Annotated in this window: 25 protein-coding genes and 1 pseudogene; 7 read left to right on the top strand and 19 right to left on the bottom strand. The window is 42.7% G+C overall.

Annotated features, from left to right (window positions below; translation table 11 throughout):
* Positions 1-4: 4 nt before the first annotated feature.
* The 5 genes from PAV_RS32880 to PAV_RS29125 form a co-directional block, all read right to left on the bottom strand.
* A complete protein-coding gene (locus PAV_RS32880) occupies positions 5-2,662 on the bottom strand; it encodes a hypothetical protein (RefSeq protein ID WP_005551993.1) in 2,658 nt (885 codons plus the stop codon).
* 612 nt (positions 2,663-3,274) lie between these two features.
* The gene (locus PAV_RS29140) at positions 3,275-3,751 is read right to left on the bottom strand and encodes a hypothetical protein (protein ID WP_005551992.1); all 477 of its coding nucleotides are present in this window, start codon (positions 3,749-3,751) and stop codon (positions 3,275-3,277) included.
* A gap of 522 nt (positions 3,752-4,273) precedes the next feature.
* Positions 4,274-5,140 (bottom strand): replication-relaxation family protein, encoded by an 867-nt coding sequence (locus PAV_RS29135; protein WP_005551989.1) that lies wholly within the window; start codon positions 5,138-5,140, stop codon positions 4,274-4,276.
* A gap of 13 nt (positions 5,141-5,153) precedes the next feature.
* Positions 5,154-7,511, bottom strand: coding sequence for an ATP-binding protein (locus PAV_RS29130; protein WP_476638850.1), 2,358 nt, complete (start codon positions 7,509-7,511; stop codon positions 5,154-5,156).
* Between the two features lie 637 nt (positions 7,512-8,148).
* On the bottom strand, positions 8,149-9,492 hold the full coding sequence (locus tag PAV_RS29125; protein WP_005551987.1) for a primase C-terminal domain-containing protein: 1,344 nt from the start codon (positions 9,490-9,492) through the stop codon (positions 8,149-8,151).
* A 633-nt stretch (positions 9,493-10,125) separates the two neighbouring features.
* Between PAV_RS29125 and PAV_RS29120 the strand changes: the two genes are divergently transcribed.
* The 3 genes from PAV_RS29120 to PAV_RS29110 are packed head-to-tail and all read left to right on the top strand — an operon-like array spanning position 10,126 to position 12,385.
* Positions 10,126-11,331, top strand: coding sequence for a ParM/StbA family protein (locus tag PAV_RS29120; protein WP_005551986.1), 1,206 nt, complete (start codon positions 10,126-10,128; stop codon positions 11,329-11,331).
* Positions 11,324-11,701: a hypothetical protein gene (locus PAV_RS29115; protein ID WP_005551985.1), complete on the top strand. Its 378-nt coding sequence runs from the start codon at positions 11,324-11,326 to the stop codon at positions 11,699-11,701. Before PAV_RS29120 ends, PAV_RS29115 begins: the two co-directional genes overlap by 8 nt.
* Positions 11,702-11,740: 39 nt before the next feature.
* The gene (locus PAV_RS29110; RefSeq protein WP_005551984.1) at positions 11,741-12,385 is read left to right on the top strand and encodes a ParB N-terminal domain-containing protein; all 645 of its coding nucleotides are present in this window, start codon (positions 11,741-11,743) and stop codon (positions 12,383-12,385) included.
* Positions 12,386-12,525: 140 nt separating this feature from the next.
* On the opposite strand, the gene PAV_RS29105 is transcribed toward PAV_RS29110, so the two are convergent.
* Positions 12,526-13,080 carry a hypothetical protein gene (locus PAV_RS29105; RefSeq protein ID WP_005551983.1) on the bottom strand — a complete coding sequence of 185 codons (555 nt, stop codon included), beginning with the start codon at positions 13,078-13,080 and terminating at the stop codon, positions 12,526-12,528.
* 1,552 nt (positions 13,081-14,632) lie between these two features.
* Between PAV_RS29105 and PAV_RS35040 the strand changes: the two genes are divergently transcribed.
* The gene (locus tag PAV_RS35040; protein WP_157267367.1) at positions 14,633-14,743 is read left to right on the top strand and encodes a putative holin-like toxin; all 111 of its coding nucleotides are present in this window, start codon (positions 14,633-14,635) and stop codon (positions 14,741-14,743) included.
* 196 nt (positions 14,744-14,939) lie between these two features.
* Here PAV_RS35040 and PAV_RS29100 read toward each other — a convergent pair whose 3' ends face one another.
* The 5 genes from PAV_RS29100 to PAV_RS29080 all read right to left on the bottom strand — a co-directional run bounded on the left by PAV_RS29100 (position 14,940) and on the right by PAV_RS29080 (position 17,443).
* Entirely contained in the window at positions 14,940-15,629 is a 690-nt protein-coding gene (locus PAV_RS29100; protein ID WP_005551979.1) for a hypothetical protein, read from the bottom strand.
* A gap of 2 nt (positions 15,630-15,631) precedes the next feature.
* On the bottom strand, positions 15,632-16,117 hold the full coding sequence (locus PAV_RS29095) for a hypothetical protein (protein WP_005551977.1): 486 nt from the start codon (positions 16,115-16,117) through the stop codon (positions 15,632-15,634).
* Between the two features lie 94 nt (positions 16,118-16,211).
* Positions 16,212-16,727 carry a DUF5983 family protein gene (locus tag PAV_RS29090; protein ID WP_005551976.1) on the bottom strand — a complete coding sequence of 172 codons (516 nt, stop codon included), beginning with the start codon at positions 16,725-16,727 and terminating at the stop codon, positions 16,212-16,214.
* Between the two features lie 215 nt (positions 16,728-16,942).
* Positions 16,943-17,137, bottom strand: coding sequence for a hypothetical protein (locus PAV_RS29085; protein ID WP_005551975.1), 195 nt, complete (start codon positions 17,135-17,137; stop codon positions 16,943-16,945).
* Between the two features lie 27 nt (positions 17,138-17,164).
* On the bottom strand, positions 17,165-17,443 hold the full coding sequence (locus PAV_RS29080; RefSeq protein ID WP_005551974.1) for a hypothetical protein: 279 nt from the start codon (positions 17,441-17,443) through the stop codon (positions 17,165-17,167).
* Positions 17,444-18,177: 734 nt separating this feature from the next.
* Here PAV_RS29080 and PAV_RS29075 point away from each other — a divergent pair.
* Positions 18,178-18,612 carry a YhjD family protein gene (locus PAV_RS29075; RefSeq protein WP_051135245.1) on the top strand — a complete coding sequence of 145 codons (435 nt, stop codon included), beginning with the start codon at positions 18,178-18,180 and terminating at the stop codon, positions 18,610-18,612.
* Positions 18,613-18,925: 313 nt separating this feature from the next.
* Here the strand turns inward: PAV_RS29075 and PAV_RS29070 are convergent, their stop codons facing one another.
* The 6 genes from PAV_RS29070 to PAV_RS35035 form a co-directional block, all read right to left on the bottom strand.
* On the bottom strand, positions 18,926-19,174 hold the full coding sequence (locus PAV_RS29070) for a hypothetical protein (RefSeq protein WP_005551972.1): 249 nt from the start codon (positions 19,172-19,174) through the stop codon (positions 18,926-18,928).
* A 46-nt stretch (positions 19,175-19,220) separates the two neighbouring features.
* A complete protein-coding gene (locus PAV_RS35600; RefSeq protein ID WP_005551971.1) occupies positions 19,221-19,880 on the bottom strand; it encodes a hypothetical protein in 660 nt (219 codons plus the stop codon).
* A gap of 406 nt (positions 19,881-20,286) precedes the next feature.
* Positions 20,287-21,465: a DUF3560 domain-containing protein gene (locus PAV_RS29060; RefSeq protein WP_005551970.1), complete on the bottom strand. Its 1,179-nt coding sequence runs from the start codon at positions 21,463-21,465 to the stop codon at positions 20,287-20,289.
* 492 nt (positions 21,466-21,957) lie between these two features.
* Positions 21,958-22,680: an LPD29 domain-containing protein gene (locus PAV_RS29050; RefSeq protein ID WP_005551968.1), complete on the bottom strand. Its 723-nt coding sequence runs from the start codon at positions 22,678-22,680 to the stop codon at positions 21,958-21,960.
* A 46-nt stretch (positions 22,681-22,726) separates the two neighbouring features.
* On the bottom strand, positions 22,727-22,978 hold the full coding sequence (locus PAV_RS29045) for a hypothetical protein (protein WP_005551967.1): 252 nt from the start codon (positions 22,976-22,978) through the stop codon (positions 22,727-22,729).
* A gap of 264 nt (positions 22,979-23,242) precedes the next feature.
* On the bottom strand, positions 23,243-23,566 hold the full coding sequence (locus tag PAV_RS35035) for a hypothetical protein (protein WP_005551966.1): 324 nt from the start codon (positions 23,564-23,566) through the stop codon (positions 23,243-23,245).
* Positions 23,567-23,815: 249 nt separating this feature from the next.
* Here PAV_RS35035 and tnpA point away from each other — a divergent pair.
* Positions 23,816-24,207 (top strand): annotated as a pseudogene (tnpA, locus tag PAV_RS29035) (IS200/IS605 family transposase).
* 5 nt (positions 24,208-24,212) lie between these two features.
* A complete protein-coding gene (locus PAV_RS29030) occupies positions 24,213-25,289 on the top strand; it encodes an RNA-guided endonuclease InsQ/TnpB family protein (protein ID WP_040737260.1) in 1,077 nt (358 codons plus the stop codon).
* A 293-nt stretch (positions 25,290-25,582) separates the two neighbouring features.
* On the opposite strand, the gene PAV_RS29025 is transcribed toward PAV_RS29030, so the two are convergent.
* Both PAV_RS29025 and PAV_RS29020 read right to left on the bottom strand, forming a co-directional pair.
* A complete protein-coding gene (locus tag PAV_RS29025) occupies positions 25,583-25,879 on the bottom strand; it encodes a hypothetical protein (RefSeq protein WP_005551962.1) in 297 nt (98 codons plus the stop codon).
* Between the two features lie 545 nt (positions 25,880-26,424).
* Positions 26,425-26,806, bottom strand: a 382-nt coding sequence (locus tag PAV_RS29020; RefSeq protein ID WP_040737240.1) for a restriction endonuclease, incomplete at its 5' end; no start/stop codon positions are given.

Here is a 26,806-nt window from a genome sequence, read left to right as displayed (position 1 = left end):
CTTTTCACCCTTTCCTAAAGAAGCTGAACTTAGAAGAACGTTTCTGTGGAAAATACACACTGAATACTTTGCTGATTGCTTCTTGAATTTGCCCTTCAGGAGTAAATGCATCTTGCCCTGGAGAATATGCATAGAAACTCATAGCCATATTCCTTCTTACACTAGAAGGAATAAGATTCATGATCTCAGAACAATCCTCCAATTTTGATTGAGCAAGAACATGCATAGGTTTAGACCACCTTTTAGCCTCTAAATAGAAAGCGAGCTGAGCAAAGTTGAGACTATCCCATAGAGATGAAAATGTAGTAATGATTGAGATATCTGCTCTGAAGAACTCAGATAGGTTACTTCGCTCCATAATCTCACCAACATCAGAAATGTCAGCAAGTGCTCCACAATCTAAAACCACAAACGAAAATTGCCCTGTGTACAGCTCATGGATACGGCTTAATGGCCAATTAGCGTAATAGGTCACTCCCCTGAGATGGTATCCTCCACCTACTGGTTTTCCCTGTTCAACAAAATACCTGAAAACCGCTGTTTGCGGTGTCGGAGCAAGCTCAACACAAGCAACTTTCATGTTTTTACCGCTAAGAAATTGAGCAACCTGTAACGAGGTATAGGTAGAGCCGGTTCTTCGTCCAAATCCACCAACTGCAATAACCTTGGTTCCGTGTATCTCGTTTAGCTCTGACTTCCCCCGAAGTAAAGTTACTTTTGATACCGGATTTACCGAAGCCTCTGCTTCTTCCTCAACCTTTTCAAATTTCCCTGACGCGGTTGCCTCTGCTAGCTCCGCAGCGGCCTTCTTCAGCTCTTGCAAGGTAGCCTTCTGGGCGACGTACTCAGCCCGCTCGGCTTCCTCTTGCCGGCGCTTCGCTTCTTCAGTTGCAGCTCGCTCACGAGCTGCTTCTTCCTCTGCCTGCTGCGCCGCGAGCAGCGCTTCCTGCTCTTTTTGCTGACGCTTCGCTTCTTCGGCTGCAGCTCGCTCACGAGCTGCTTCTTCCTCTGCCTGCTGCGCCGCGAGCAGCGCTTCCTGCTCTTCTTGCTGACGCTTCGCTTCTTCGGCTGCAGCTCGCTCACGAGCTGCTTCTTCCTCTGCCTGCTGCGCCGCGAGCAGCGCTTCCTGCTCTTCTTGCTGACGCTTCGCTTCTTCGGCTGCAGCTCGCTCACGAGCTGCTTCTTCCTCTGCCTGCTGCGCCGCGAGCAGCGCTTCCTGCTCTTCTTGCTGACGCTTCGCTTCTTCAGCTGCAGCTCGCTCATGAGCTGCTTCTTCCTCTGCCTGCTGCGCCGCGAGCAGCGCTTCCTGCTCTTCTTGCTGACGCTTCGCTTCTTCAGCTGCAGCTCGCTCATGAGCTGCTTCTTCCTCTGCCTGCTGCGCCGCGAGCAGCGCTTCCTGCTCTTTTTGCTGACGCTTCGCTTCTTCGGCTGCAGCTCGCTCACGAGCTGCTTCTTCCTCTGCCTGCTGCGCCGCGAGCAGCGCTTCCTGCTCTTTTTGCTGACGCTTCGCTTCTTCGGCTGCAGCTCGCTCACGAGCTGCTTCTTCCTCTGCCTGCTGCGCCGCGAGCAGCGCTTCCTGCTCTTTTTGCTGACGCTTCGCTTCTTCGGCTGCAGCTCGCTCACGAGCTGCTTCTTCCTCTGCCTGCTGCGCCGCGAGCAGCGCTTCCTGCTCTTCTTGCTGACGCTTCGCTTCTTCGGCTGCAGCTCGCTCACGAGCTGCTTCTTCCTCTGCCTGCTGCGCCGCAAGCAGCGCTTCCTGCTCTTCTTGCTGACGCTTCGCTTCTTCGGCTGCAGCTCGCTCACGAGCTGCTTCTTCCTCTGCCTGCTGCGCCGCGAGCAGCGCTTCCTGCTCTTCTTGCTGACGCTTCGCTTCTTCGGCTGCAGCTCGCTCACGGGCTGCTTCTTCCTCTGCCTGCTGCGCCGCGAGCAGCGCTTCCTGCTCTTCTTGCTGACGCTTCGCTTCTTCAGCTGCAGCTCGCTCACGGGCTGCTTCTTCCTCTGCCTGCTGCGCCGCGAGCAGCGCTTCCTGCTCTTCTTGCTGACGCTTCGCTTCTTCAGCTGCAGCTCGCTCACGGGCTGCTTCTTCCTCTGCCTGCTGCGCCGCGAGCAGTGCTTCCTGCTCTTCTTGCTGACGCTTCGCTTCTTCAGCTGCAGCTCGCTCACGGGCTGCTTCTTCCTCTGCCTGCTGCGCCGCGAGCAGTGCTTCCTGCTCTTCTTGCTGACGCTTCGCTTCTTCAGCTGCAGCTCCTAATGCCTTAGCTTTAACTTCTGGCGACTTCTTTTTTTTTGAGCCACTATTCCAAAACTTTGATAGATTTTTCATCAGCCTGGGTTTCTCTGGTTTAACTACACTTTCAAGAACGCTGATTTCACGTTCTTTTGAATCCGATCGAGGATCCAAATCTCTCACAGCTTGCACACAATCTTCATAGATGCCGTTAAATTCGATAGTCGTAACACCGAAGTAGGTTAGCATTGATTCCGCAGTTTCCCTATGCTCCCAGCAACTCTCCAGGATCGCAGCATCAGCATCGGAATAATCATGCAATAATCTTTGTACTTCGATCTCATCGCTAGCAAAAGGGGCAACCTCATATTCTTCCAACATACTCCTAAGGTGCTTATAACTGGATTCACTTGAGACAAAAAAAAGCAGCTTCATTTCACACCTCCTTGCCATCACATTGTCGTAAGCTTTACTGGCTCCTTCAATCCAAGATGCGTCCTATTGGCCTATCTCTCTGGTTAGGGTATTTAATCTAGCTGCTAAAGGTATGTAATTAGGACCAACATCCTGCCTTTCTGTGCTAAATAAAAGCACGTTAGCGATATTGGCGAAAGATTGATGCTGATAACCACATTTCAAACAAAAAAAGGAGAAGGCCACCATAAAAGCATGGGGGCCTTCTCCTCTAAAATTACCAACTTGAGCGTACTTGAATACACTTGAAAAACAGGCAGTTTTTCAAGTATACTAAATAACAAGGTTGGTACAGAGTAGGGTCTGTCCATGCCTAGAAAGAAAGAGGTGTTACCAGCACCTTTTTCTTTCGCTTTAACTCGCTTAATTTAAAAATAGTTCAAAATACCTTTTTTGTAAAGGGGAATTAGAAAATTCGCCCTTTATTGGCGTGCAAAAAACGCTTAAAACCTGATACTTACAAGGAAAAATCGATTTGTGATTTTTTTCTTTAGTTCATTTGAACCATCAAAATTTCAACAGGATGAGATGCCCGCGCCCCTTCATTCTCTTCCAGAATCCCCCATTATCCCGTTACTCTTTTATTTGTACTTCGCATTTTATAAATGCATATATGTCCTTCATCACATCCCAAGTTTCTAAATAGTTATAAAATCCGATTCTTTTAAGCATAACCTCCTTACACTTCTCAGGTAGCAGTTCGTTGAACATCAGGTAGTTATACACGACATCCCGATTTGGATATTTCTCGTTGAATGCCTGGATGTATGCCAGCAATAAAGAATTGTCATTGTTTATTTCATCGACCATTTCAACATCCATATTCCATCCCTTAATGGGATCAAACCATTCTTTCTCATACAGAAACACAACGTTCTTTCCGTCATATATTTGTTCGTTATCAGAATCAGCAATTTCAAAATCCCTTATTTCCTGTCCTTTCAGAACCCCGAACAGCTGACATTTCCCATCCGTTCCACAATAGCGTTCCGATGCTCTGTTGATGGTTTTTTGGATTGCTTTCTCCAATTCTTTTTTTTCGATTATCATGCTTATTCCCCCTGAAATTTATTATTTATCTGGTGCCACACCTCCCCTCCCCCCTTTCCAGAAACGTTTTCCGTGCTAGCCCGAGCGGCGATGAGCGGAAAGGTTTTCGGTTTGTAGGCTCGCCCAGGAGAATCGCGGGCAAGCTTCTTTCGTATGGAGAGATGGGACTTCCAGTGTACGTATCCGGCACAGCGTAAAGAACATACAGGTTCTTGGGTTGAATAGATTGCCCGTCAGGGTCGAACAAATTATTTTGAGTGAAGTTCTCAAAATAATTTTTCGTCTATTCGGGCCAAGGTTCTGTATGTTTAGCTGAGAGGGCCGGATGCGTACGGGTACTGGAAGGCACAAATCGACAGGAGAAAGAAGCCTCGCTTCTCCCTCACGAGCCGGAAAACCTTTCCGCTGCCGGCACAGCCGGGGGCGGAAAAAAAGAACCGGCGCAGCCGGTTCTTCCCATCGATCCTCCAGGATCGCCATTTTGATTATTTCTTCTTATGCAAGGTACCCAAAATTTTTATTTTATTCAGTTTTTTCTTCCTCTTTTTTAAAAATCGTCCACATTGGATATAATCCATCATCCTGTCCTTTAAAACGCCATATTTTCCCCATAGGATCGGACATGACTTTATCATATGTGCTGTACATAACTGTTCTCAGATGATTGGTCGATACTTTCTCGGTATGCTCTATGAGATTCATCATCTCATTCTCAGCCATTGAGACAAAACAAACACTCGTTATCGCAGGCGGAATTTCAAAAATGGGATGTTTTATATGAGCTTTTAAGCCCGCATATGCATTGTATCGTTTTAATTTATTTTGACTAAAACTTATTCGCTGCCTGCTTCGTTCCATCTCCATGAAATAAGCAAAATATGCCGTTTTTTCGTTTAGTTTGCGATGGAACACGGTCGTACCATCAGGAACGATTACATCATCTTTTCGACCCGCATATTGATAATATGACTCTCTCTCCGTTATCCATGAAACGAGCTTAAAATCATCTTTCTGATCCCTATAAAAAGCACCTCTTAGATTGGCCAGGGAGATATTGTGATGGATGAACGATGGTGACCTTTTTGTCCATCTCTTATCCCAATTCACTGTTCCTGTCAAGGATTTAACTTCCTCAACACCAAGCTTATCAAGTGTAATGATCTTAATATTTGTTGCCCTTTCCCCATCAGCTTTGGGTGTAAAAAAGCTTTTTATATAACCTTCTTTCTCCAGACCGATAAGTTTACGTTCAATCGTCCTTCTAGAGATATTTTGGTAAATAAAATTTTCTAAGTACTCAATATCTAAAAAAATCATATCATGCAACGTTATGAGTAAGTCTATCTCCTGATCACGAATGAACAAGAAATTTCCTTCAGATTTTGCCAACAGATAACACCACCTAATCATCCATAAATATTGCTAGATCGTCTTCTTCCTGTACATCCTCATCTACATCTCTACTTACTTCTTCTTCAGCAAATTTATTGATTTCCTCTCGTTCGATTTTCTCACGCTCTTCTAGCTGTTTAGCTTTCACACCAACTTCTTGAATTTCTTGATCCATTGCTAACTGCAGAGACGTATTGATCATCGTAGGTACATCATCCCTATACTTCGCTTCACTAGGTGGCTTCATTTTCACAAGGAAAGGTAACGTAGTTTCTCTTCCGATAGCTGTCCTCATGTACGCATAGTTCGGCTCTACCCTCTGAAAATCTTCAGCACTTAATGTATCAATTTTCATACCCTCGTAAATTTTTATAGCATCTGCAGGATTACCTACACGATAGGCAATCAAAGTCCCGAAATTTCGAAATATAGCGCTCGCCACTTGATCTGGGACTTGTTCCTCTAAGCCCTGCATCCCTAAAATGAGCGGATTGTTATATTTCCGAGCTTCGTCAGCAAAGGATTGAACTGCATCTGCACTTTGATCAAGAAAAGTTGGGGCCTCATCCACAATAATGGGATGTAATGGCATTGGCATTCCTTTTGCATACGCATCTTCTCGGCTGAGCATAGCCAACTGAGAGAACGTCAAACATACGGATCCTATAAACTTCCGCTCATCGATCGTAAGACCAGATAGATCAAAAATATTGAAATAACCCTGATCCATCCCTTCACGCCACTTTATACCATTCGTGTTAGCTCGAAGTATGCCACCAATAGAACCGGAGAGAGTCAATTTTCGCAGTTTATTCAGAGTCGAGTTTATTTTCGGCTCCTTCGTACGCTCGTCCAACTCATCGTACCTGGATAAAAACATTTTCAGCTGCCGCTCTAGCGGATCAAACTCACTCAATCTTTCCAGGATTTCTGCTCGATACTCATCATCATCTAAGACTTTCCGTAGATTATCTATGTTTGCTTCACCAACAAGCTGCAGCGCAATACCACCATTCATAAAGTTATCATCGATATTCGGACCCCAGAAGTCTTTGAAGACACGTTTACATACATCGGCAACATTCTGTGCAATCTTATCCGGTGTAGATGCAAAGTCAACATCGTATACGTTAAATGGGAACTGGCCATCTTTAAACCTAACATAACGGATTAGATGCTGTTTGTCCTTTGGAATCCGACTAGCTACGTCAATGGCTAGGCTACCGTGTGGATCGATCACCGTAAACCCAAACTTATTTTCATCAGTTCGAAGATTGGCGATATCCTCCATCAAAGAGTATAAAAGTGTTGATTTTCCCATCATGGTACCGCCCCAGACGGCCATATGACGATTCAATGCTCTCAAGTCAAGATGAACTGGCTGCTTCACTCCATGATATTCATTTTCGCCTAAGTAAACTAATGAATTATCATTTGCACTTTTATACATAAGTTCTAATGGTAAAGGAGTTCGCCGCATCTTCATTCTCGCCAATTTGTTACTTCCAATTTTTCCAGAAGGTAGTCGTAACATCATAGCAAGTTCTTCACTCGAAAAAACAACCTTCTTGTGGGGCATACTTAGCGAGTGTATTCGTTTCTGGAACTCAAAACGAAACAACGGCCTTATAATTTGCCACCATCTTCGAGCTTTTATTTCATTCAGTTCACCTGAAGAGAATTGGCCAAACGATCCGCTGCATGCATCAATGAGATTTTTCGCCTGCTTATAATCCTCAGCAAAAGCAACAATCCGAACAGACACACGGGCTAACATCCTGGACTTTTTCCCCTGGATAGCCGTTTTATACATCTCGTTCTCTGTTTTTGCACTCTCGTCTGTATTTTCCTCACTATGTAATTCTCTGAAGGCTTTCTTAAAAGCTCTCTCAGTACGATATATTGGTTTTACAGTAAATTGAACAATGATTTCTTCATTGTCGGTTAAACGCTCTAACAGACTTATCAATTCCGCTTGAGAATCTACAACGTCATTGTGATAACTCTTCAACGGAATGACATAATGACGATCTAGGTGTAGCTTTGTACCAGCATGCGGCCTCTTAAAATCTAAAGGCTCATTAGCCACCTCACGAATCTCCACTTCAGGATGCTCACTGTAATACTTCGATTGAAATAAGCTCCCAAGTTCTTTGTTCGGTGCCCATACCCGGTATTTAATTTCGGCCCCGTCCGCTACCAACTCCCAGCTAATCCATGGCTGAAAAAATAAACATTCATACCAGGGACGCTTCAACAATGTGATGATATTACCCCATGCCGTTTCATCTTTAAAGTAATGTATCCGTGCGTTCATAACCGTCTGAATTTCATAGCATACCCCATGAGGAATTAACCAAGGTAACACATGATATCGACTCAAAACCTCTACCTCCTAAACTGAACACATATGCACAAATATAACCCCATACCTAACACTAACCACTAACCAACCTCACCATACTCATCCTAACTCATTACTCCAACCAAACCCAAACCAAGCCTTTTTCCCTTCCACGCTCCTTCCCACAATAACCCTCTTTTCTACACTCACTCACCCGTACTCACAATCAATCTCTAACAATCTATTAATAATTTATACTAACAACTAACAACACAACACATCCTTACCCCGTCCTCCCCCCACCAACCACCACCACCATCTACAACTACAACAAACACTTAACAACACACCTCTCCTCCACACTACACGTTTATTTTTCCGTACGTTGCTGTATATCTGTCCTCCTAACCCATATGCTCACGGCTAAAACGCCATATCGAGCCGTGAGCATATGGGTTAGGAGGTGCCGCTTGCGGCAAGGGATACAGCCGACAGGTACGGAAAAATAAACGTCCTTTGGGTAGTCCCATAGGTAGGCCCCCCCGGACACCGGGTAAGGGAGTGGGGGGAGCACGGGGTAAGGGACTACCCAAAGCACCACCCAAGGTACAAATAAGTCTAAGATAGTTAGAAGCAGAAAGAAAGCCCATAGACCCACAAATCAGGGAAAAGGCCCAAGGAAAAAACCCCTAGGGAAGCGAGAAAGAAAGCCCCCATCAAAGAGGGAGAGCCCACCCACCAACCCCCCTAAATAAAGTGTATTGGAATCTGGTACATTAATTTTGTTTTTAATTCTCGGCAGTAAAGGAATGACATTGTTCCTTCTAGGAACTATGGTTATTGTCGTATTAGCCCCTCTGCCTTTTCCCGATACAGTGAGCTGAATTCGGTTACGTTCGACCAGTACTTTTGTGACTTCCTGAAAAACGGATAGAGACATTCCCCACATCGAAGCAAGCCCTCTCTGAGAGCCTGAAATACTCTTCCTCCACGCTAGGGTATATAGCATATCCGATGCTCGTTCTTCATAATGACTATACTTCCGGATCTTTCTTGGTTTTGCAGATTCCCATGCTTGGTATGCAAATTTCACACCCGACAAATGACGGATCCATTCAGCACTTGGCCCAGCTGGCGAACCCGATTTATATGCGCTTCGAACCTTACGCGCAATAATATGTTGAGATAAAGGGCTAACCAAATTCGAGTTCCAATCCTGCAGCTCGCTCTCTGCTTCATCAGCTGTATATCCATCAGCTTTGAATGCTAGCGCTAATGTGTAACATGCGTTATCCCGAGATCCTTTATCTACGCCTCTAAGGATGGCCTGAACAGCTGCATGTTGAAGAAGCCCCTGCGAATAGCGCACGGACTTACTCTCCTGGACCTGGGTAACACCGGAATTAATATCATGCCAATCTATAAGATCGGCAAAACTAACTCTATTATGAGTCTGGTAGATCACATTATCTGCAGTTGGGATTCGGAAATAGCGTTCCGGGCCTATTGCTTTTACATCGCCTTGAATGGCTTTAGCCATAGCCAGCTGAAGCTTGCGGTAAGTCTTAATGTTATTGGAGTACGCCTTGCGCGGCGCATCCAGTACAAAATAGACGTGGAAACCTCCTGAAGGTGTTCTTACGACAAAGGTAGGCGATGGCAGGCCAGCCTCTTGAATCATATCTAGTAAGTCCGGCAACGTAAGCCCTACATTTTGGCCATTCTTCACATCAACATCAATGACGAACGCATTTAGCCAACGCAATGCGTCCTGTGTTCGTCTACGTCGATCGTAAAATGTATTTGGAGTGTAATATGTATGCTGGTCTTGCATTAGGTAGAGGGTGCGATATGTACGGCATACGCTTGTCCGTTCACAATCACTACTGAGGAAAACCCATCCCAATTCTCTTCGATCTGGTCGAGATTTCTTCGAAAAAACTGGAAAATGAGTGAGTTGATTATTGTACAAAAAATGGTAATAAGAGTTTGCACTTACTGACATAAAAAAACCTCCCGAATTGTACAATCCGACAGAGGTTTTAGGGTTTACTTTTTGCTTCTATGTGGTATAATAGACACAAAGAAACTAAACAGTAAAAGCCCTAATCTTCCTCCAACAGCTCTTTTGGGAGGTTCCCTGAATGTCAGTCGCCAAACTTGAATCATTCATTGAACCTGTGAGTCGGTCGGCCGGTCGGATTGGTGGCTTTTATTTTTTGTTTTTTATCTTTAATTTCGATATTTGTAATTATATTAATCTCTATGTATCTAGTAATCTAGTATCTCTTACTTAAAATAGTGCCACCATTCTCGAGTTTTTTTGCAAGCATTATTTAATACCCTAGACAAAATTGAAGCATTCCAAAGCGGAATGCGTTTTTTTTGACTTATTTAGGGGGGATATGGGCGAAAATCGCTATATTTGACCATTTCAATGAATTGTTTCAATGAAAAAAATGTGCTTTATCACAAATTCATTGAATGATATATAAATAACCACAAATAACCCTAATATATAAAGACTGAGACTTCATTGAAATATCAATATTTTGCTTGATTAATAGGTGAAACGATGATAATATGACTACATGATCAATGAACTTCAATGAAAATTTTCAATGAAAGGATGATATACATGAGTATTTACGCGGAGGAACAAGTAAGACGAGACAATGCAATTATGAAGTTAAGCAAAGAGGCGCTGTCCAATGTCGCTGAAGGACAAAATATCGCGGCTATCGACATGGGCAATTCACTCTTCCAGGCTATCATCACAGGTACTGGTAGTGAGTATACTATGCCTAATGCTCTTGCTTTGTGTAAGCTTGATGAAATGGAATACTACGACGAAGCTCAAGTTGATACTTACGAGAACCTAGTAGTTGAGATCGATTCCGGAGCTCTTAATAATAAGAGAGAGCGCTATTTCGTAGGAATCTCCGCTACAGAGCGAGAAAATGTAAACGGCGCAGAATATGACACCAAAAAGGCTAATTCCGATCGAAACATCTATATGACATTAACCTTACTTGCTTTTGATGCATTACAGGCTAATCCCGGAAAAAGCGAAATTTCTATTACATACGACTTTCTTAACACAGCATTGCCAACACGCCAAGTTAAGGCGTATCGCGACACCCTAAAGAAGAAATTCGAGGGACATCATTCAGTAACTTTCAAATTCGTACCAGGTATCGGGGACATTACAGTTAAGCTCGATATCAAAACATGCATGGTCAGCATTGAGGGATCGGCAGCTCACGTAGCATTAGTAAGAGATCCTATTACTTTGAAAATCAAAGATGAAACTCTTGCTGATGAAACTGTTATCATCAGTGATCTAGGGGGAGGAAGCTTCGATCCGATAGGAATTCGGGAACGTAAAATAGTAGAAGGCATTGAGGGTGAACCATTCGGCATCAACACGTACCTCGATCGCATCATTAAAGATGTGGCGGATAATGTTGGTCACTACTTCCCTTCGCGCTATTCTTTGGAAAAACTGCTTGCTAAGGGGCCGTCTGAGTGGAGAGTGGTCGTTGATCAAGAAGAGTTCAATATTACTAAGCACATCGAACCTAAGCTTATTGAGATGTCCGCTCAATATTTAGATTTGATTGATAAGGTTCGGAAGAACATCAAGCTTCAGCAAGCTCGCCGCATTTATCCGATTGGCGGCCCAATCAAAATAGCTAAGAAATACATTGAAGAGGAAAACAATAAGCGACCTAAACCAATGCGACTAACGTTTGCGGAAAATCTTCAGAAGTTGAACATGATCGGGCTTTGGATCTTAGTCCAAGCAGCTGCTAAGCGCCAAGCTCAAGAAGCCCATGTCTAAGTCAAAAAAACTATTAAAACAAATAGGGGATACCACCTCATTTACAATCCCTGATGAATACGTGGACATTAAAACGGGGGAGAAATCCCCCGTACGTCCTGAAATGATTGCATTTATAAATGAACATCTAAACAATCGCAACCTGGTCCATGCGCTTATGACATGTATAGATAGCTACATTGATTCTGGGAAGAGAGCTGCCCAACATCAAACGATAGCAGGGGAAGATAGTATATTAAACAGAATTGAGTCAAAACTTGATGATTTAAAGAGCAAGTTACAATCGGGGCATTTCAACATTTCATCTCAACCTGAGTCTGAAATTTCAGCCGATGAACTTACAGATTTGCTCAACGAGTATACGCTTTAATAGAATATTATTAATTACATTGTTTAAAGGGGGATGACCGTGGCTCATAAAATCGTATTGACCGGGTTTCCGAAAAGTCCTCTCCGGTCGCTTGAGCCAATCTATACTTTTGATATGACAGAATCTTCAGGCCCGGTTCCAAAAGGGCTACCTAAGCCTGAGAATTCAATAACCTATACCGTGTTTCTGAATCAAAAACAGCTAAAGAAAATTGAGGATACATTAGTCAACTTTGAAACAACCAAATATATGATCCAAGGGGAACCAACATTAGACGTTGCTGTATCGGATTGTCCTGGAGAGATCGGTGTTCTGTGCAGTACAATCCAAGTGATTCCAGACAAGAAAAAAGATTCATCTAATGACAATCACGAGTCAGCTGCAAGTATTGAAGATTCTTTTGGGGAGAAATCAATTTCTTCGGTAGCATATGAAGAGGTTGCAGCTACAAGTTCCGATCGACCCACCCAGCTCTCGTTAAATTCAATCAAGATTCCAGATGATTTTTTGCAAAAAACCCCTCGCCGGGAGAAAGTCCTGGATAAGATCCAGTATATCCAAGATACAGGGAAGCTCGACCAGCCTATCGTTCTTGATGAGGCGAATACACTAGTGGATAGGTATACAAGATACCTTGCAGCTAAAGAATTAAACTTGGAAACAGTTGAAGTCACATATAAATGAACAAAAGCCATCGATTGATGGCTTTTTATGTGCCCTTTGGGGATGATGCTCTTTTATGTCTTCATTCTATATGACATATGCTGAAGCTACATGCCGGCAATTGTTCATACTATTCAACCAAACTTGCATGAAATCATAGTCTAGTTAAAACTCCAACTTTCCATTCTGGATATTATTTTCTTGATCAGCCCGCGCTGATTTCCTTTACGCACCTCAGCCATAAAATCCATGAATAGTATGGACAGGAGCTCGTCTAACGACATTTCGAATTCTCCTGAAGACATAGCCAAATCATGAAGGAAAACCTCTCCTCGCAGCGCTAAGGGCCTTTTCATTGATATGGAATATGAAACCCATTTGCATCGAAGTTTGATGTTATTAGAATCTACTTTGCGAAAATGCTCCAGGCGCTTGTTACTTAAATTAATAATAATTGACTCAACATCAAATGAATTCCGTATCTCAAATAGAAAATCTTCATACAGCAAGCAGACCAGCTCAGGAATCGTGAGATAAATAGAGTCATCTCCTGCTACAGATACAATATCCTCTAAAAAGACTTCCGCACGAAGATAATCAATATCCCTTGCTCGCAGTGTGACTTCTTTTACACTTCGCCGCTTCCAGAAAGGCTCCTTCACTCCAAACATCTCATTAATCCGCTGTTTCATCAGAGAAAAATTAGACCTGCTCAAATCGTATCACAACCTCTCCGCAATCCAAATAATTCATAATCAGCCTGTGAGTCGCTTTACGAATAGACGTATTCCAAAGAAGGGCAAGCTCTTCAATTTGTTCAAAATCTCTCCTAGCTGGTTTAGCATGCATATACTGACCAGTATCCTTATAAACAACCTCATGGCAACGTTCCGGATACAACTGATAATGTTTTAATGCTTGAAGAAGATGTACTGTATTTGATACTGTCTCATTTCGCTTTGATTCTTGTGGTAGCTGCTTTGCTAGTCGTCTGAGTCTTTCCCTTTGCTCTGGGGTAACCGGAAATTTGATGTCCTTCAGCTTATCAGAACGTTCCTTACGAGCTGTTTTTTGGGAACCTCACTGACGGCCTTTTTTCTATTGATTGGGTAAATATGCTGTTGAGACTTTGAACTCCCCTAGCTTCCATTGATCAAGTGTAGCCTCCTTTATCTCTAGGGTCATTTTTCCGTTTTTCCGAAATTCCTAATTCAAAATATGCGTACAAGCCTTATATTTAGAACGATCTATGTTTAACTTTTTTCTGTGAGGCAATACAGGATAGTAACAATGCTCTGGGAGGGGAAATATATGTACTCAAAAGAAGAAAAAATGAAGCGAAAAAGTTCGTAGCTCTTTTGAAAAAAGTAGGCCGCGCTCATCACATTCCAAAAGTTGTTTCTTCAAACAGAAAGATCGTCAAGAAATAATTTTTATAAAATCTTGAGTTTGTTTTAGAAACTTTAGGGTCTGTTTTATAAATTTGTTTGATATACATAATAAAACCCCTAAAATTAGTTGATAAAAGCCGCTAAAATACAGACTTTTTTCATCTATAATGTTTACATGTGAACTCTAACGATATATAATGTATCTAACCGTAACTATTAGTTACGCTACTGACAGTTGGCTTTGACCCTGTTTTAGTAGAAACACAAGACAATAATTTTCTGAATTTAGATATTACATTGAACCAAAAGAATTCTAGATTATAAAAAACCCCTCACTGACTGCAATCAGTGAAGGGAATAAAATCATTTAGTTCTTACAGTTGGTTTTATCAATACAGTGAGTAGTACAATGATCAGGATTAACATTGGATCGACTACTACACCACACACCGTCAAAGTTACATATTTAGATAGAATGTAATTAATCCAGTTGTAGACGGTGGTGGTAATGATGGTGTTGGTTAGCTCCTTCATTTGGCTTCTCCTTTCCAACATCCGGAGGCTTGCAGGAAAAGTGGTATTTTATTTTCAATATCAACACTCCTTAAGTCATTAGTATCTATGTAAGCATGAACTAGGTGGTAGTTCATGGAAAGCGTAAAAATAGCACAGAAAACCCCTCCCATGATATGGGCAGGGTTATTTTGTTTTCGTTTATACCAATAAACACCGGCAATAGACTAGTTGTCAAGTTAATTGACATATATAAATATGTATGTGTGCTCAAATATAGTGGCTTTGTGATATAATTAAAAGAACATAGTAGAATGGCTTTAAGCGGCGGTCGGCTAACCTTCCCGGAAGGGAGGTGATGCTTGTGGAGGTTAAAGATGCTTTGCAGATCATGATCGGTTTCGGATCGCTTATCGTTGCGATCGTGGGGTTGATTGTGTCTATCATTGCACTTACCCGAAACAAAGATAAATAGACCGCCCCGGCCAAGGTTCGGTCTATTCGCCCTAACTTTGATATAAGCCACCGCCTTTGAAGCGGCTGCTATGTTAAGGGGAGCAGTGACAGCTGCTTCCCTTTTTAGTGTACGCATTATCTTGTACCTTTATTCTATCATTGTTATGTAAAATCAACAATGCTAAACCTATCAAATGTCAATCCATTGAGTAAAATCACATACACCAGTAGCGTCCATTTACTTGAATAAACTCATTTGTATCGGTTTTATAAAGTAAATAGCTCCTAATAGCTTTTACCCCATTGATTGCACCGTATGTATCGATATTGCTATCGTACATGTTTCCTTTTACCGTATTTCGAGATGAAATATATGGATCATAACATTCATTAAATCGTATTTCCTCTCCTTGCTGGATAATTTCAAATTCGTAATCGAAATCCTCGTCCAAGGATACAGCCTCCCTCTGAGCCGCTTCGAAAACCTCTTTTAAGACTAAAAGATCTACGGAAGTGATGCTATATGCATCTATTTCAAACTTCCTAGTATCCGCAAGCTCATTGATCTCAGAGTGATACCCTACAGTAACTATCTTTTTACCCCTCGCAGCATCGGATAACAACTGCTCAAAACCATAGTATGGTGTTGTCTTACCTACGAATTTCTCATAACGTGTACCGGCTACCCTCTCTTTTAGTTCATCATACCAAGGATCATCTTCTGGGTCACTATCCCAATAGTCTTCAGTCTCATCCATATTCTCTTGGTTCTCTTCTGACAATAGAGCATTGCAGTTCTCATGTTCTGGATCAAGTGGTTCTCGAACCACCAAATCCTCTTTTTCTTTATTAGTCGAGTTATTTTTACTGCTAAACAAATTATTGAACCAGGAAACAATAGTCATGTCTATTTACCTCCAACAACAATTAGATTTTTACTATTGCCATCTATGATCTGCTTCTCGATAGAAAGCAGATAATCATCCGTTATCCGCGCGGGTACATAATTCATCCTGTCCCGAATAATGTTCTCCACGATCCACATTTTACGTGTCCACCATTCGTAGTCCTTCCCTGAAGAAGAAGCAGCTGCTTGGAATTCATCCGCCTGAGCATTAGCCTTCTTCAGAATACGCATAAGATTAAATGAATCACTCCGTTTTTGCCGAAGATGTCTCAGCAGAATGAGCAGTTCATACGTTTTTCTAGTCATTAATTCAGGCGTGGACATATCGGCTAGGTCTATGCTAACCGAAGCTTGATTGATGGAAAATTGCTTTCGTTTTCCTTCTTCCTGAAGGAGCTCCTGGGGCAAGATCATATCACAGAAACCGCAATAATACGCTCCCGAACGTATCTCAACCACAGACCCACAATAAGGACAAGTTTTCATGTTTTTCTCCTTTCGATGTACCTACCATCCAGTATTATACTGGATGGTAGACTCTATCTTTATATTCTTCAATCAACAGGCAACCGCCTGTTGATTATTCAAATTCGTATACCGGCAAATCAGGGATAACGTCCGCATCCCTATCTAAATTGATCCAGTCACATTCTAACGCTTTTGCATAGATAATGATATCCTGGATGCACTCCGGCAACTCAGACGGATCTAAGAGACTATCTGGAACGATTAAAAAGAAACCATATGCTTCGTGATCATCCTCTTTCCTATAAGCAACTAGTGGAAAATCAAAGTTTTCGAGTCTTTTTGCCGCTTCCTCTGTGATGTGTCCTGTAGAAAGAGACAGCAGATTTTCACATCTCGCTCCTCTACACACTGCATCAGTAATATAAATGTTTGTACCGGCATAATTCTCTCCCAAGATCTCATAGTTATTTTTACCTGTACTACTTTTTTGAAGATATGTAGAATACGCAATACCAGTCCAGTTCTCAAACGCCCGAGCTGCATGATTCATCGCATCTACTCCAACATAAGTCACAACGTCTTGAGATCCTTGCAACATCTTCACCAATACCACAACTTTGTTTTTCATGATGTATCATCCCTTCATTTATCGTCTGATCGACTATTTGAGAACCTATTAAGGTACTTTCTATCATCAACCCATATCTGCCAAGCTAATGCGCAGACAAGAAGTCCAATCCAAGTCATGCCCAAGTTGAAAAGCCCCTTCGTAGAAATTGTTTCTTTACTGTGTTAGAATGAAGGGGCGTGGGTCCGACAACTTCACGCCCCGGCCGTCTGCCGCTACGCAGATGGCTTTTTTGATGCATTGATTTCTTTTTGAATGCTCATGTAACGAGCAATCTTTTCGTCCAACACAGTGGACATTTGTACGATCACTTCATACATGTCCTCAAAACAATGCGAATACGCATTCAGTTGAGCTCGATCGATTTCAATTTCCTTCCCGAGCTTGCTCAGCTCATCCTCCTTACTCATAGCTATCACCTCCCTTCAGGGAAAGTTTTAATATTCTTCAGGAAGGAGAATTGTTGTGATGCTGCGGTCATGCTCTGTAATGATCCAGAACTTAACCCCAGCGCTTCGATACGAAGACAGCAACCTCCCTCCGTGAGCTAAAGAGTAATCATTTTCCTGCTTGTCCTCCTCACAAACGTCTCCCCAATCACCTGAGATATGACGTGTGAGTGCAGACAGTACATGGTCTTCACAAATGTCGCTTGCACCTGGTGTTATGACGACCGTGCCAAGATTGAACTTCCCAATAAAGATGTGTTTTTTCATGATGATTCCTCCTGTGATGTAATAGTCCTACTGGTGCCACACCTCCCCTCCCCCCCCCTTTCCAGAAACGTTTTCCTGGCTAGCCCGAGCGGCGATGAGCGGAAAGGTTTTAGGTTTGTAGGCTCGCCCAGGAGAATCGCGGGCAAGCTTCTTTCGTATGGAGAGATGGGACTTCCAGTGTACGTATCCGGCACAGCGTAAAGAACATACAGGTTCTTGGGTTGAATAGATTGCCCGTCAGGGTCGAACAAATTATTTTGAGTGAAGTTCTCAAAATAATTTTTCGTCTATTCGGGCCAAGGTTCTGTATGTTTAGCTGAGAGGGCCGGATGCGTACGGGTACTGGAAGGGACAAATCGACAGGAGAAAGAAGCCTCGCTTCTCCCTCACGAGCCGGAAAACCTTTCCGCTGCCGGCGCAGCCGGGGGCGGAAAAAAAGAACCGGCAGCGCCGGTTCTTTCCATCGATCCTTCAGGATCGCCCTTCACTTGATTACTGCTTCATGGATGTTACATTCAAATCTTTTAATCCCTTCCCATGCCACCGGGGACCACGGTTGCGTAGCCATAGGCGTAGCAAAAATTCCAATGGAACAGCGGTATTCTGTTCGCTTGGAATTTAGGGGTGGTGGGGTTTCATGGCTTACTGAATTAAGACTTTTTTCTTCTTGGGATTGAATAAATAAGGTATTTGATGTTAGCATAAGAACAAATGTTCTTCGTAAATGGGGTGTTATGATGCCTCCTGTGGGTGCAACAGCTGAGGAAATTGAAATGATTAAAACGTTTCTACTAATGCCATTGATACTAACAGCATTCGAGAGAGACGCAAAGCTCATTGAGCAATCAGTAAGAAGTCCTGGTCCATATATAGATGTTATTGATAATGCGATGAATCAAGCGACAAAGACTCTATATGAGATTCGTCGTGAGTTCAGGGAGCGCGGCATAAAAGTATATCAAGTTGACCGTGATTGGGAAGGGATCCGTGCTGAATATAAGTGTCGAGGCTACACATCTCAGATTCGTTTGCTACGATCATTAATAAGTGCTGAAGCTTCTGTACAAATGCGATCATTAATGGGACTCAACATCGATAAATATATCTCACAAGGTGTACCTGAACGCTTAAACAGCTCCAAACACTTTGATACCAAGAGTGGCCTTTAGGCCACTAAGACGGCTAGAGCCTACTCTTTCAAAAGAGCTTACAACGACTCTAGGATAGCTTGTAGGGGTTAAGTACGGTTTTCCGTAGCTACATTCGGAGCCAGATGTGCTTGAGACTGCGGATTTGGGCAGTCTCGTGCGCTTCTGGCTCCGCCATCTAATAAATGCTCCGTGTAAACGGAGCTACATTGTACCTAATAGCAGCTCCAGCTGCGTCTACTAATCAAAAGCTGGCGTACGCCAGCTAACCATATCCACGCGATTAGGCCGACTCATAAGGAGCCAGCCCAAGTACCATTAACGATCGATTCTATTACTCCTGCAAGTTGATCCAGTTTTCCGGGCGATTCACAATATTTAGAACATGTCCTTTCTGCCTGAGAAAGCCGATGAACCTGTTTAGGATCTGCTCATAGTCATCGCCCATGTCCGCTTCACTTACATCTGAAGCTTTAAAGCTCTCTTCATAAGAGGACATAATTTGAGGTGGAATATCCGTATTGAGATACGCTAGATTCCCATCGTTATTATCATAAATGTCATACCAATATTCTTGTATCATCTATACCACTCCATTCATTTTGTATAGACTAACCGGGGTAACCCGGCTAGTTCTGAATTAAACAATCGTTGATAACTTCCCAGCCATTTGCTACTGCTGATTCCGACAAAACCCTTTCTATTTTCAGTAATTCAACCATCAGCTCTTCATCGCTAGTCCCTTCAGGAAACCGATCTCGAATATCATCTACGTGCCAACTGGTCGGAACAATTGTGTATTGAGGTAGAAAGTCCCGCACACTGAATCTATTGAAAACCTCTCTAAATGAAATTTGCCCATTCTCAGCGCGTTCAATTTGATCTGTGAGCTTCTTATAGACCTCCATGACGTAGAGCTTATGTGGATCTTGATAGTGCAGCACTTCTACATCCTGCGCGGGCAATGATGTCATTATTGGTTCCTCAAATCTTGTAAATCGGTCATCTCGCTTGCCTGACTTCCATTTAATAAAGTCTTCGAATAGTTCCTCGATCTCATCTTCAGCATCCTTACATGGAAACCAGATGCCCCATGTAATATCTCCATCGTCACTCAAACAAAATTCCACGGTGGTTTTATAATTGTATTCATCGCGGTATGTCGCATCATAGTCATACCAATTTGGATATGGATTCTGGATCTCTTCCTGTTTAAAGTCACAAAAATTCATTTCCTGAAAAGCACGGACAAAAATAACAAAGTCATTGTAAGAAAAAATGTTGTTCATGGTTTAAGCTCCTTTGGATTTGGTTGACGACTCCCGCCGCCTGACATAGAAATATCAGGCCGGGGTGAAAGGCAACCGTAGGGCCGCGCCCGCAACGCGGAGTGCGGTTCTGTGGTTGCCCGGCAGTGTCAAGGGTTAGAGGGACTTAGCGGCTTGCTGGTTAGCCCCTCTTACTTGCGATAGCCCTTGATACTGCCGCCCCGGCGTGATATGCCGGTGGCAGGCGGCGCTCATAACCCTGTGGATCAAAGCTTTCCGGATGGAAAGCATCCATTTGCAGCTTAAGCTGCAGCATTCCAAGAGCTATATGAGAAATAAAAAAGAAGCCTGGCCTAAGCCTGGCTTCCTCATTTGGATTATTCGGCGTTCTTCCGCTGGTCGGTTGGTTTCTCCATACAGATGACCGTTATGCTTCACTGGTATATTTGTATAGAAACCAATCGTCATGATTCACTACAAAATTGTTTTTTCTATCTTGTCTTACTGCGCGTCTCTCCGGTATTCCTATCTTAAACTTATTAATCTGAGGAACATTGTTTTCTATAAATATTTCTTTGATTGTCACGCTTTTTTCAGTCTTCTTAACAATTTGGAAAGCATAATAAATTTTATTGCCACCAATATCTGTACGAACTACAATATCGTCTACCTCAAAAGGATTACCTATTACTTCCTTTTCCTTTTCCGTCCATCCCTCTGGAATTTTCATTTCCTGAATTTCTGCATAAGGGTACTTGAGTGTATACGGAACAACGTCCGGCTTCACTTCCACCGTTTTTGGATTCGCTTTAACAACCGTATCCCAGCTGCCGCGGATTTTTACGAGATAACCAGGCTTAAGACTATTTTTATTAAATTGAACGCCGCCTATCTCGTCCATTTTGTTATGCATATATGCAAGTTTGTCTAATTCATATTCCATTTTCTCTAATAGGGTTTCCAGGTATGATTCGTTTTGATTCTCTTCAGCTCGAACAATTCGACGCTCGTATTCACGGATTTTCTTATTGCTTTCTTCAATTCTGTTACTTAAATATGTTCTATCCTTAAATTTCCCCATACTTGCAGTTTGTTGCGCTGTTTCAGCTCTATCACGGAAATACTCACTCTTGCGGTACTCTTCAAACCCCCTATGATAACGGTCAAACATTTTTTCCCTTTGACGTGCAAACCGTTGGCTTCCTGCATGTCCTGCAATAATCGGTTGCGTGAAAAACGAATTGTCACCGCGCATACTGTTTAAGTCTTTTTGTAGGTTCTTTCCTCTTGTCTCTGCATTGTCCGCATACTTCTCGTAGCGCTCAATTCTTGCTTCTGCTTTTTCTACTTGTCTTTCCACTTCCTCAGCATAGGACAAGCGTTCCCCCATTTTACCGCCATCTGTAAAGCCAAGTTGTTTAGCTACAGATATAGCAGAATAATGATTTTGGGTTGAACGGGACACCCAAGCAGAACGAGAACCAGAGAAGAGATATGCCCTTCTTATTGCCTTTTGCTCATCCGTGGTTAATGATTGATACTCTTGTTTAGAGAATTGCAATTCAATTTTAGAAGTTTCGAGATTCAGAAAATATTGTTTAGTCATTATAATTTCTCCTTTGCTTTTTCGAATTTAGGAATCCGCATGGCAGGAATCCCGAAAGGGCGTTTTTTCGCCCTTTTGTCGCGTAGCTTGGAATCAGGAGTTTAGCTGCAACGTCAAGGATCAAGCACAAAAAATATTTTCTTCCTGATGAAATCAGATCATTGAAAATATTTTTTTGCCCTTGACGATGCAGCTGCAGCACTTATTACAAAACGTGAGAGGGCAGGATCCGGCGCGTTTTGTAATTAGTGCTGCTACTCCTGATACCATGCGGAGGGCAAAAGGCGAAAAAGCCGATTTAATCAAAAGAACCGGTACGGTTCTATCCATGTCCTTTATAAGAACAGCCCGGCACTGGCCGGGGCCCTCTGCAGCTCTCAGCTGCAGCACAATCAAGAGCCGGCAAATGCCGGGTAACCATTTCCCGCCGAAGAAAAGGCTCATTGTGTTTCAGCCCTTTCAACCTCATTTCAACTGATAAAGCCAGGGATTCTATCCCTGGCCACCTCCAAAGATATGTAAAGCAGTAACCTCAAACAGATAATCAACACTTGTTCCACCCATGAGGCAGTCTGCCACTTCCTCTTTCCCAAGCACTTCTTGAAGCATAACTAACTTCAATTGTTGTTCTGGAGTTAAGGAGTTCATAAGCCTTTCTGCTTTCAGGGATGCCGACAAATTAGGATCCTTCACGGCTCTTACAGGGAATGGGATGACTTGTGCCATTGTAACCTTTGGTTCCGTCTCCTTATCTTCCTTTTTTGAAAGCTGAACCTTCGAAATAAATCCTAGCAATACACCGGATTCGATAAGCCCTTTTTCAGCCTCCGTCCAATGCCTTACGTAATACTCCCCATATGGATCAGGCTCATAGCGTTCCTGAAGCTCCTTCAGAATCTTAGATTTTCGATAATCCGAAAGGGAACGAGTACCAGAGATGTACTTTGCACCGGATACAATTTTCCCTTCCCACTCATATCCAGTAGAGATATACATGTCTTCCATACCATCGAAATATCCCGATTTGAATCTATTTAGGATCTTGTCCACCTCTTCTGTTAAGGGGCCATCAACCCAATGAACATCAACACTGGAACCCATCGAATAAGTGGAACTCCGAACAGAAAATTTAATACCTGGGTATGCTTGCTTCAACATGGATCGGATTTTTTTAGCCGTTTCTACGGCACTTTCGTAAACATGTTCTTTTTCCATGATCGTTATCTCCTTTTTATATCTATAAGGGGGGGAAGCACCCCACCTAGTAGTTTGTTATAACGAAGCAATTCGCCAGATGTGAAAGATAATCGTTCACATCACCATCGCGGAAATCAATCTGTGCAATGATCGTTCGTATCTTTTGCTGCTCATGATCCGGAGCATGATTGACGATCATATTAATCAAAAAACGACTTTCCACCATATGAACCTGGTCGTTATGGCTAACCGCAAAGGTTCTAGGCTCCAATTTCTTTTCCTTAAAGAATAATTTAAGCGCTTGTTTTGCTTGCATTATGATCACTCCTGTTTGATTTTGCGATTTTTCGTTTTGGAATCCGCATGGTTTGGATCCCGGAGGGCGATTTTTCGCTTTCTATGCGCAGCTTGGGAACAGTGAATTAGGCGAAGCGTCAAGGGATCAGCACAAAAATTGTTTCGACTGCTTCAGCGGTCAACAAGGAAACAATTTTTTGCCCTTGACGCTTCGCCCAGAACTTATGAGAAAACGCGAGAGGGCAGGATCCGGCGCGTTTTTTCGTTAGTGCTGCTTGAACTGTTAACATGCGGATGCAGAAAGCGAAAAATCGCGGGCAAATAAAAAGAACCGGCATGCCTGTTCTTTCCATGTATCGATATAAATAAAGAGCCAGGCATATTGCTTGGCTTCCTCTTTTGGTTCATTCGCACGCCACCGGGTACCCGGGATTTCTACGCCTAGAGGCGTAGAAAAAAGTCCAATGGAACGGCACATGCCGGTCGCTTGGACTTTAACGGGTGGTGGGAATTCGTGCCCTACACTCCTCATTTCAGGGAAGAACGAATGCAGGTCAATCAACATAAACAACATCAGCATTAAAAAATGAGAGAAAACTACGGACATACACACGTCCAAAAAAAGAGTACTCACGTGGTTTGACCAATAAAAGCACTTTTTCGTTATTAATTTTATAATTTTGCGTCATAACCCCTGAGCGAGAAAGCCCACTCTTTAAAGGGTGGGATGATAACGAAGTAGGGATTAGTACTCGAAAGCCCTACTTCGCTATTTATCGCTCTTTTCTTTTCATCATTTTATGTACGTTTAATTCACTTAGATAAAGTCTGTGCTATTCTATATTTATGGAAGAGTATAGGAACCAAAACCACTATTAATTTGATCAACTATCATTTTGTATTCTGTCCTCGATACAGGAGTAAGATTGAAAGATTTTCCTGAATCACGCAATTGATATTCGATTCAAAGAATTAATACAAGAAATTTGCGAGAAAAATCAGTTTGGAATCGTTACATTGGAAACCGACAAAGATCATGTGCATTTTTTCTTGAACACACTTCCGACCTATAGCCCAGCGGATATTATGAAGAAGCTGAAAAGTGGGACATCCCGTATTTTGCGAGACGAATTTCCAGAGCTTTGGCATATTCCTAGCTTGTGGACTCGTTCGTATTTCGTATCCATCGCTGGTAATGTATCCTGTCAGACAATCAAAGAATATGTCGATTCTCAGAGAGCGAGGTGAGAGAAATTACACAAGCAATGACACTGAAAATCAAGTTGAATCCAACGCGAAAAGACATTCAGTTATTGAAATCTTCTTCCTTGAACTATATCCAAACCATTAACTTTCTCGTCTCTGAAATGGTAACGGAACAAAAAGCTACCAAGAAAACATCAAAGGACGTTATTGCACCACTCAATAGTGCTGTCAAAAACCAAGCGATCCGTGACGCAAAATCTGTTTTTCAACGGGCAAAGAAAACTAAGTTTTCTATTGTTCCTATTCTGAAGAAACCAGTAATTATCTGGAACAATCAGAATTTCACCGTCACGCCGAACAGTATTTGTATGCCGTTCGTTGTTGACGGACGATCGAAGAAAATGTCAATTTCAGCACTGGTGCAACAGCGTGACTTAGACTATTTGACCCAAGCGGTCAAAGTCGGTACTTTGCGTGTCACTTGTAAAGGTGCTAAATGGATAGCTCAAATCGCTATCGAAGTACCAACTCAATTTTCTTCATCAACAAAAATCATGGGTGTAGACCTCGGTATCAAGGTACCTGCGGTATGCGTAACTGACGAAAACGAAGTCAAATTCTGTGGGAACGGACGACAAAATAAATATGTTCGTCGCTACCAAAATAGCCGTCGTAGGGAACTTGGAAAAGCGAAAAAAATCAATGCCATTCGCAAATCTCAAGACAAAGAGCAACGCTACATGAAAGACCAAGACCACAAAATCAGTCGAGCAATCGTCGATTTTGCGATTGATAAGAAAGTCGGTATCATTCGCCTGGAACAACTAGTGAACATCCGCAAGCAGACAAGAAAAAGTCGTAAAAACAACCATTCTCTAAGTAACTGGTCTTTCTATCGTTTGGGTCAATATATTGAGTACAAAGCGAATCTTGTGGGTATTCAAGTGGAATACGTCAATCCGAGTTATACCTCGCAACGTTGTCCCGATTGTGGGCATCTGAACCATGCAAACGACAGGGACTATCATTGTATAAGTTGCGGAAGCAACTACCACCGCGACCTCGTAGGTGCTAAAAATATCATTTTTGCGCCTGTGCTTGATGGTAATAGTCAATCAGCCTAGACAGCTATATGCTCTGGTCTAGGACGGGCTGATGACACAGCCTTTGCTTTGGGCTTGTACGAAACAGAAATGGACTGAGTACGGTTAAGCACCAAAGAATCCCACCTGAACTCTTGTTAAGTCAGGCTTGCGGCTTTAGCCGTGGGAGTGTCAACATGCGGATGCAGAAAGCGAAAAATCGCCGGGTAATAAAAAGAACCGGTATGCCGGTTCTATCCATGAATCGATAAATATAAAAAGCCAGGCATATACGCCTGGCTTCCTCTTTGCCTGCAGTATTAATTTACGAAGATTCAATTGGTAAGCAGGAACGTCTCACACAACCATTCTTCAATGAAGTCCAGATTATGCCCCTTTAAATCCTGCAACAATTTTGAGAGTGAAAAACCAGTCCTTGTGTATCCTTTTCGGAAGACATACTCGCTTCCTATATCAGTTAGATATTCAATTGAAACCTGAATGAAGTCGCCTTGCTCTATTAATTCGAAGGTATACGTCCCTTCCTCAGATTCAACGTCAGATGCTCCATTAAGAAACTGGATTACTAAATCCAGATTAACCGCAACTCCATTGACGATTTCTAATTTCATGAATATTACTCCCTTCAGAATTAGCTTACTCAGCTCCTATTAATTTCACATTTGGCCTATAGGCCAATCTCGGCTATAGCCAGCGAAATCAAGAGTCAAGGAGACGGTGACCCGCCTCCTTAACAAACCACGTTAACGAGTTATTGGCGAATGGAGAAGAGTGTTTATTGTTTCTGTATCACAGTATTCCGTGCCAGAGAAGCGAAAACTCCGCCGGTAATAAGCATTCAAATTGACGCATGGAAATCTCTTGCTCAATAACATGTGATCGGAAATGAGCGTTCCCCAAAAATTCGTGACTACTGACTTTTCAATCGTATACGGGGTACCGCCAACAAAACGCGGAAAACGTACGCTAAGGAAAAATAAAGTCAGCATTGCATGAAAATGCGTACGCTAAGACACTTTGAAATAAATCTGCTTCAAGCTATAATAAGTTTAGAAACGTTACATCACTGGGCGAATGCGATAGCTCAATGATTTATGCAAAAGAAGCAACCCCACTGCTTTGCGAGGGCCGGTGGAATTGCTTCTTTTTCCGCTTTTTAAGATGATACAGCCTTCATGTTTCTGCACTTTGGAAATGTGCTACAACCATAGAATTCCCCTTTAGGACCTTTTCTCAGAACCATAGGATTTCCGCAGCGGTTACACATTTGAGATTGGGTAGGATTTTCTTGAATGACTTGCTTTGGGTTCGGAACAGATCCAGGATTCATTTTCAAAATCATCTCCACAAGCTCGTCGCGGCCAATTAATCGAACGCCATTGGATTTGGCCAAGTTGCGAGCAGCTTCGGTATAATCGCGATTGGATAATACCCATGCCTCCGATGCCCCATAGTAATTTTGGGAACTGTGAACCTGCTGAACGGCTTCAATCCCAATACTCTTGCTGTGACGCTTTGCTTGTACGACAATCTTTTTT

The organism is Paenibacillus alvei DSM 29 (assembly GCF_000293805.1).
Classification (GTDB): domain Bacteria; phylum Bacillota; class Bacilli; order Paenibacillales; family Paenibacillaceae; genus Paenibacillus_B; species Paenibacillus_B alvei.
Note: the sequence above shows the minus strand (reverse complement) of the source record. Positions and strands in the feature narration are given on the sequence as shown.